Origin of the sequence: Tistrella bauzanensis (assembly GCF_014636235.1) — a bacterium.
GTDB classification, from domain to species: domain Bacteria; phylum Pseudomonadota; class Alphaproteobacteria; order Tistrellales; family Tistrellaceae; genus Tistrella; species Tistrella bauzanensis.
The window spans coordinates 24,968-31,875 of the sequence record NZ_BMDZ01000063.1; the positions used below are offsets into that span (position 1 = coordinate 24,968).

A 6,908-nucleotide genomic window follows, 5' to 3' on the forward strand; every position below is an offset into this window, starting at 1 on the left:
GCCTGATGTCACCCTTATGACGTCTGGGTTGAAGCATCGATGCCGGCTTCGTCGATCAGCCAGTCCTCGAATGCGCGCAGCCGCGGCTGGCGGCGCACCGCCTGGGTCGTGATCAGCCAGTATCCGGCGCCGGTCACCAAGGGTGGCCGGTCGGCCAGCACCCGCACCAGCCGGCCGTCGTTCAGATCCGCGCGCGCGAAGGCCAGCGGCAGCAGGGCCACCCCCACCCCTGCCAGCGCCGCCGCCAGGATCATGAAGAAGTGCTCGAACCGCGGATCGGCCGGCCTGCCGGCCACGGGGCCGGTGACGTGGCGCGGCTCCAGCCCCGCCGCCCGCGCCCAGGCCGGCCACAGATCGGCGCGGGTGGTGTGGCGGATCAACGGCGGCCCCGCCTGCCCCAGCCGCGCCGGATCGGCCGGCAGTGCCAGCCCCGGCGCCGCGACCGCGATCACCCGTTCGTCGAACAGCCGCCGCGACCGATAGCCAAGCCAGCCGCCCCGCCCCCAGCTGAGCACGGCATCCACCGCCTCGCCATCCCAGGTCACGGCGTCCTTACGACCATCGGCGAAATCGGCGCCGATGGTCGACACCTCCACCGCGATCGCCGGGTGGCGCGCCATGAACCGGCCGATCCGGGGCGCCAGCCACAGGGCCGCGAAGGTGGGCAGCGTGCCGATCCGCAGCAGCCCGGCCGCCTGCGCGGTATCGGCCGCACCGGTCACCTCGGCCACGGCATCCTGCAGGCCGCCGGCGGCGGCGCGGACTGCCGGCAGCAGGGCAGCACCCTGCGGACTCAACCGCAGCCGGCGGCCGTCGCGCACGAAGATCGGCACGCCCAGCGCCGCCTCGACCGCAGCGATCCGCCGGCTCATGGCGCTCTGCCCCAAGCCCAGTTCGCGGCCGGCCGCCGTCAGGTTCAGATGCCGGCAGGCGGCCTCGATCACCGCCAGTTCGGCCGCGAGCAACTGTGCCGCCGCTTCAGCCTTCATCCTGCCCCTCAGTCATGCGCTATACGCATCAGCAGATGCCTCCAAGGCCGGTTTCATTCCGTCAACGCATGACACTATCATGGCCACGCGCCGCGACAAACGCGCGACCACAAGATGATGGGAACACAAGCCGGAATGACCGCCACACCCGCCACCACACCGCTCCGCCCCTTCCACCTCGCCTTTCCGGTGCTGGATCTGGAAGAGACCCGCCGCTTCTATACCAGCGTGCTCGGCTGCGGCACCGGCCGCGAGGATGCCCACTGGATCGATTTCGAGATGTTCGGCCATCAGGTCGTGGCCCATCTGGACCCACATCTCGATCGCGCCATCGCCGCCCGCAACCCGGTCGACGGCGACGACGTGCCGGTGCCGCATTTCGGCGTGGTGCTGACCATGGATCAGTGGCGCACCCTGGCGGCCCGGCTCGAAGCTCATGACGGCACCCGCTGGGTGATCCGCCCGCGCATCCGTTTCGAAGGTCAGCCCGGCGAGCAGGCGACGCTGTTCATCCTCGATCCCTCTGGCAATGCCCTGGAATTCAAGGCCTTCAACGACGACAGCCGGCTGTTCGCCACCAGTTGACAGTCACGGCCGGACGCCACGCGCCCGCACGATCGATGACAGGCCGCCGGAGGAGATGAGACCCGCCGCCATGGGCGTGGTATGATCGCCGCCTTCGTGGAGTTGCTGCGGGAGTGGCTGATGGATATCACCGGTGGTCTGTCGATCGCGATCATCGTGCTCGTGATCCTGACGATCTGGTTCGGCGTCAAGATCGTGCCGCAGGGCTTTCAGTGGACGATCGAACGCTTCGGCCGCTATTCCCGGACGCTGCATCCGGGCCTGAACCTGATCGTGCCGTTCATCGACCGGATCGGCCGCAAGCTGACCATGATGGAAACGGTGCTGGAAGTGCCATCGCAGGAGGTGATCACCCGCGACAACGCGATGGTGACCGTGGATGGCGTGATCTTCTATCAGGTGATGAACGCGCCCGACGCCGCCTATCAGGTCACCAACCTGACAACCGCGATCACCAACCTGACCATGACCAATATCCGCACCGTCATGGGCGCCATGGATCTGGACGAATTGCTGTCGCAACGCGACACCATCAATGGCCGCCTGATGCGGGTGATCGATGAAGCCACCCAGCCCTGGGGGGTGAAGGTCACCCGGATCGAGATCATGGAAATCGCGCCGCCGCGCGACCTGGTCGACAGCATGGCCCGGCAGATGAAGGCCGAGCGTGACAAGCGCGCCTCCATCCTGGAAGCCGAGGGTCGCAGGCAGGCTGCGATTCTTGAAGCCGAGGGCCGCAAGCAGGCATCGATCCTGGAAGCCGAAGGCCAGCGGGAGGCAGCCTTCCGCGAGGCGGAAGCGCGCGAACGGTCGGCCGAGGCCGAGGCGATGGCAACGCGCGTGGTGTCGGAAGCGATCCAGGCCGGCGACGCCCGCGCCATCAGCTATTTCCTGGGCACCGCCTATATCGAGGCGCTGAAGGCCATGGCATCCGCTCCCAATCACAAGGTGCTGATGATGCCGGTGGAAGCCGGTGCCGTGATCGGCGCGCTGGGCGGCATCGCCGAACTGGCACGCGATGCCATGCAGCCGACAGGCGGCCCGGCACCGGCCGCGCCGCCGGCCAAGGCACCGCCGGCTGCCGCCCCCCGGCCGACGGCATCCCCCCGCACGCCCTGGACCGGCGAGCCGTCCTGATGTTCGGTCTGGCGCCGCTGTCGCCCTGGATCTGGCTGATCATCGGCGCGGTTCTTGCCGCCGGCGAGTTGCTGATGCCCGGCGTGTTTCTGCTGTGGTTCGGCCTTGCGGCGCTGGTCACGGCGGGTGTGTCGGCGACGGTGTTGCCCGACACAGCCGGACTATCGGTGCAGATGCTGGTTTTCGCCGCCGCCGCCGTGGTGTCGGTCGCGGCCGGATGGCTGTCGTGGCATCGATCCCACCCGCAGCAAAATACCGACGCTGTGGGGGCCAGGCAACCGGACGAGGAACTGGGCGACCGCCGACGCTTCGTCATCGGCCGCAGCGGGGTGGTGGAAGAGGCGATCCGGTCCGGCCGTGGCCGGGTCCGTCTGGGCGATGGCAGTTGGTCGGCCACGGGCCCCGACCTCGCTACAGGCACGCCGGTCACCGTGGTGGCGATGGACGGCACGGTGTTGCAAGTGGTGGCATCCGATCGCCGGAGCGGATAGTGCAAGAAGTACATTCTCATACACTTTTACTGTTCGCTCGGCATCATGGCCTTCGCCGATATCGACGGCGATACACGGTCCGACTTCGCCGTCGCATTTGAAGGTGTCTTCAGCCTGACCGCCGCGGCTTTCATTCTCTGATCGCGGGCCGTACACAAAGGACCGGCTGCTCTGTTCGGTCTGTAATCGGGAAAGTGAACAAAAAATACACGTTATTTATTGCCACAGATCCGCGTCCCGCCATTTATATTCCTTTAAGACCTGCCTGAGCATGATGCGCCGAGCCTGATTCCGTATCACCAGTGAAGACAGAATTCACCGGATGTTCGTCTCCCTCAGCGCAGAGACCGGATCGACATCGTGCCTCTTCTTCTTCCTGCCCAGACGCTTGCTGACCCGGAAGCCGACGCCACCGGGTTCTGGCAGAGCCTCGACAGCCTGGATATCCCGGTCCTGTCGCAGACCGAGGCGGTCGATCTGTCGGGTGGCGCGTCACACCGGATGTGACGCTGGATACCGGGCATGACCCCGCACCGGGATCGACCCTCGACTATCTGAGCCTCGATGCATCGGCCCTGACCATCGGCACCGACGACGGCGGCACGACGACCTGGTTGGACAGCTATTACCTGGTCGTCGACGCAGCCCCGGTCGCGGGTTACGAGGCCAACGCCCGCTATCTCGTCACGACCGGCGACATCGATGGCGCCCGCGACACCATGTGGGGCGACTGGCTGCACGATGCCGGCGTGCCCCCGGTCATCCCGCCGGCACAGGCGCTTCTGTCGCTCGATCCGGCCACCGGCTGGTCGGTTGTCCAGCCGCTCGATGGCGACCCGCGCGGCCTGACCACGACGGTTGCAATCTCGGCCGAAGGCCCCACCGGTCCGGAGATCGACGCGCTTCTGGGCGGGCTCGCCTACAGCCTGCGCGAGATCGGCGGCACCGCCGTCGAGCGGTTTCTGAACGATCTGTCCTATACCGCCGATGACGTGGCGGCATACCGTGGTCTGCTCGATGGCCATGCCGTCCTTCGCGACGCGCTCAACGACACGGCGATCAGCCTGCCGGCGACGGTTCTGGGCATCTTGCGGGATGGGATCGACCCGGGCATCACCTCTGCCGGCGCGTTGATCCAGGCTGTCATCGCCGCGATCAGCGACGCCCAGCACGACGCGCAGGCGACACTTGCAACCGGGATCGCCGCCCTGCCCCTGCCGGATGGGACGCTGCCCGATGGCTGGACCGCAGAGGCCCTGCGCGGCGCGATCGCCGACCGGATGCTGTCGGGCGTGGTGCAGTATGTCGTGCAGTCCGCTGTCGGCAGCTTGCGGGTGGACGTGACCGCCGATGGCCAGGCCTCGCCGATGAACGTCTCGGGCGCCGCGGCCATGGAGTTCGGCGCGATCCTGGGTGGCACCGGCGACGATGCGCTCACCGGCTCGGTCTGGTCCGACATGATCCTGGGCGGTGACGGCGCCGACATCCTTGACGGCGGCAGCGGCAGCGACCTGCTGGCCGGAGGCGACGGTGCCGACATCATCGATGGCGGTGACGGTTTCGATCTGGTCAGCCATGCCGCGTCGACGGCGGCGGTCAGGATCGATCTGGCATCCGGGATCATCTCGGGTGGTGACGCGGAAGGCGATGCCCTGACCGGCATTGAGGGCGTGCTTGCCACTGACTTCAATGATGTCCTGAACGGCAGTGCCACAACCAACCTTCTAACAGGACTCGGCGGCGACGACGTGCTGCGCGGCCGTGGCGGCGCCGACATCCTGGATGGCGGCGACGGCTTCGACACCATCAGCTATACCGACGCCAAGGCGGCCGTGCGCCTGGACCTGATGCGCATGGGCACCCAGGGCGATGCCGCCGGCGACTATTTCATCAGCATCGAGGCGGTGAATGGCAGCCATTTCAACGATCTGATCGAAGGCGACGCCGTTGGCAACACCCTGGCGGGCTTTGGTGGCGATGACGTGCTGCGCGGGCGCGGCGGCGCCGATATCCTGGATGGCGGCGACGGGTTCGACACCGTCAGCTACACCGATGCCGCAGGCGGCGTGATCGCCGATCTGATCCTCGGCGGCACCGCCGGCGATGCGGCCAGCGACCGCTTCATCGCGATCGAGGCGATCAACGGCAGCCACCACGATGACCTGCTGACCGGCAATGCCGGGGACAACACGCTGGCGGGCTTCGGCGGCGATGACCTGCTGCACGGCCGTGGTGGCGCCGACAAGCTCGATGGCGGCGACGGCATCGACACCGTCAGCTATGCCGGCGCGACCGAGGCCCTGCGCGTCGACCTCACCACCGGCGTCGGCATGCTGGGCGATGCCGAGGGCGACCGCTATATCGCCATCGAAGCCGTCGATGGCGGCAACGCCGCCGATCTGATCAGCGGCACCGACGATATGAACCTGCTCAACGGCTTCCGGGGCAACGACGCCCTTCGCGGCCGTGGAGGCGCCGACAGTCTGTCGGGCGGTGCCGGCGCCGACCGTTTCGTCTATGAGGCGGTCACCGACAGCATCATGACCGCACGCGACCGCATCATCGATTTCAGCGGCGCCGAGGGCGACCGCATCGATCTGTCACTGATCGATGCCCGGCCGGACACCGCCGGCAATGATGCCTTCAGCTTCGTGGGCACCGGTGGCTATACCGGGGTGGGTGGACAGGTGCGGGTCGCCACCTATTCGATCGGCATCATGGCCCTCGCCGACATCGATGGTGACCGTCGGACCGATTTCGCGGTGGCCCTGGAAGGCGTGTTCAGCCTGACCGATGGCGATTTCATTCTCTGAGCGCCCCCCGCGCGCGCTTGCGCCCACGTCCAAAGGATACCGCATATCCGCAGGCGACCGCCCATGCGGCGCCGGCACACCAGCCGGCAACCACATCGGTCGGCCAATGAACCCCCAGATAGATCCGGCTGAGGCCGACGGCGATGGTGAGCGCGATCGCCACGCCCAGCACATAGATCTTCAGCCGCCGCCGGGACTCGAAGGCGGCGAGCAGCGTGCCCAGGGTCAGATAGGTGGTGGCCGACAGCATGGCATGGGCGGATGGAAAGCTCGCCGTCTGCACATCGACCAGATGGGCGACCAGATCCGGTCGCGGCCGTTCGAACAACAGTTTCAGCCCGAAGCTGAGCACCATGCCACCGATGACCGACAGCGCCACGGTCAGAGCGGCGGCGCGCTGGCGGCGCATCAGCAGATAGCCGATCACGATCAGCGTCATCAGCCCCAGCACCGTGGTGCTGCCAAGGGCTGTCAGATCGGCAAAGCCGGTTTCCAGCCAGCGCGGCCCGATCGGGTCGGCCGGATCGGCGGGGTTGCGCAAGGATGACAACAACCACCGGTCCAGGGCCTCGGTCTCGCCTTCCATCACCTCGTCGGCCAGGCCGATGAACACATAGATGGCGCCCGCGACCGCGGCGACCGGCCACAATCGACGGATATAGGGCATCAGCGCCGCACGGGTCGGGCGCGGTATCGGCAGGGTCATCAGGCTCGCCCGTTCTGTAGACAGACCATGAAACCGCGACGCTACCGGAAGTGCCGGGGCACGGCCAGTGAGCGTCGCGGCCCGCATCCGCAGAACCGGGCGCGCTAACAGGCTGCGGAAAAATCCATCTATCTGGCCCCTTTCCCCGTCTGCCAGCGTCGTTTGAGGGTGCTTGTGCGGGGTTACG

At 67.4% G+C, this 6,908-nt stretch carries 7 protein-coding genes; 5 read left to right on the top strand and 2 right to left on the bottom strand.

The annotated features are described in order from the left end of the window. Positions 1-14: 14 nt before the first annotated feature. On the bottom strand, positions 15-989 hold the full coding sequence (locus tag IEW15_RS20355; protein WP_188581361.1) for a LysR substrate-binding domain-containing protein: 975 nt from the start codon (positions 987-989) through the stop codon (positions 15-17). A 135-nt stretch (positions 990-1,124) separates the two neighbouring features. On the opposite strand from IEW15_RS20355, the gene IEW15_RS20360 reads away from it, so the two are divergent. The 5 genes from IEW15_RS20360 to IEW15_RS20380 all read left to right on the top strand — a co-directional run bounded on the left by IEW15_RS20360 (position 1,125) and on the right by IEW15_RS20380 (position 6,015). Continuing rightward, positions 1,125-1,574 carry a VOC family protein gene (locus IEW15_RS20360; RefSeq protein WP_188581363.1) on the top strand — a complete coding sequence of 150 codons (450 nt, stop codon included), beginning with the start codon at positions 1,125-1,127 and terminating at the stop codon, positions 1,572-1,574. Positions 1,575-1,655: 81 nt separating this feature from the next. Next, entirely contained in the window at positions 1,656-2,711 is a 1,056-nt protein-coding gene (locus IEW15_RS20365; RefSeq protein ID WP_229708390.1) for an SPFH domain-containing protein, read from the top strand. Next, entirely contained in the window at positions 2,711-3,202 is a 492-nt protein-coding gene (locus IEW15_RS20370) for an NfeD family protein (protein WP_188581365.1), read from the top strand. Before IEW15_RS20365 ends, IEW15_RS20370 begins: the two co-directional genes overlap by 1 nt. Before the next feature lie 360 nt (positions 3,203-3,562). Continuing rightward, positions 3,563-3,709 carry a hypothetical protein gene (locus IEW15_RS20375; protein WP_188581367.1) on the top strand — a complete coding sequence of 49 codons (147 nt, stop codon included), beginning with the start codon at positions 3,563-3,565 and terminating at the stop codon, positions 3,707-3,709. Then, entirely contained in the window at positions 3,706-6,015 is a 2,310-nt protein-coding gene (locus IEW15_RS20380; RefSeq protein ID WP_188581368.1) for a calcium-binding protein, read from the top strand. Before IEW15_RS20375 ends, IEW15_RS20380 begins: the two co-directional genes overlap by 4 nt. On the opposite strand, the gene IEW15_RS20385 is transcribed toward IEW15_RS20380, so the two are convergent. Next, the gene (locus IEW15_RS20385; RefSeq protein WP_229708392.1) at positions 6,005-6,721 is read right to left on the bottom strand and encodes a phosphatase PAP2 family protein; all 717 of its coding nucleotides are present in this window, start codon (positions 6,719-6,721) and stop codon (positions 6,005-6,007) included. The genes IEW15_RS20380 and IEW15_RS20385 overlap by 11 nt on opposite strands. Between the last annotated feature and the right edge of the window lie 187 nt (positions 6,722-6,908).